The sequence below is a fragment of the Enterococcus italicus DSM 15952 genome, from assembly GCF_000185365.1.
Lineage (GTDB): Bacteria > Bacillota > Bacilli > Lactobacillales > Enterococcaceae > Enterococcus_G > Enterococcus_G italicus.
Genome location: NZ_GL622278.1, coordinates 1 through 764 on the forward strand (window position 1 = coordinate 1; position 764 = coordinate 764).

Sequence of the window (764 nt, forward strand, 5' to 3'; positions counted from 1 at the left end):
AATAAATATCTAAGCACACTTATTAAAATTAATAAAGATGATGAAATTATTGAAAATAATAGAGGTCAACTAACTGTTAATTACTTAGATGAAGATGGCAACCAATTATTAGAGTCAGCTAATTATATGTATACCTTTGGTGAAAGTTATGGTGTAACAGCTAAAACAATTAAAGGTTATAATTTTATTGGTGAAGAATTTGTTACAGGAGTTATCAATCAAGAAGAAACAATAGTAAACTTTATCTATAAAAAAGATGATAATCCAGTGGAAGAAAAAGGAAAAATTATCACTAAATATGTAGATGAAAATGGTAAAGATTTGGTAGAACCTAAAGAGTTTTTAGATGTTGTAGGTAAAGATTTTAGTGTAAATGCTGAAACTATTGAGGGTTATGTACTTACTAGTGATAGTAAAGTTACAGATAAAGTAACTAAGGAAGATACAGTAATCACTTTTACTTATGAAAAAGTAAAAGAACCTGAAGTTCCAATAGAACCAACAGAGCCAACAACACCTACTGAACCTGAAGTTCCAACAGAGCCACAAGAGCCTGAAAATCCAGTAGAACCAACAGAACCAACAGAACCAACAGATACAGAAAAAGAATCTATTAAAGAAGAAACTAAAAAAGAAGATAAGAAAGATAAACTTTATCAAACAAATCATACAAACAACAATATCTTAATAGCATTAGCAACAACAGCAATCATAAGCTTATTATCATTTATAACATTTAAAAGATTTAAAAAATAAGGCTAAAT

At 28.1% G+C, this 764-nt stretch carries 1 protein-coding gene; it reads left to right on the top strand.

Going from position 1 to position 764, the window contains the following annotated elements:
* On the top strand, positions 1 to 756 hold a 756-nt coding region (locus tag HMPREF9088_RS11240; RefSeq protein ID WP_040367824.1), incomplete at its 5' end, for a MucBP domain-containing protein.
* Positions 757 to 764: the final 8 nt, after the last annotated feature.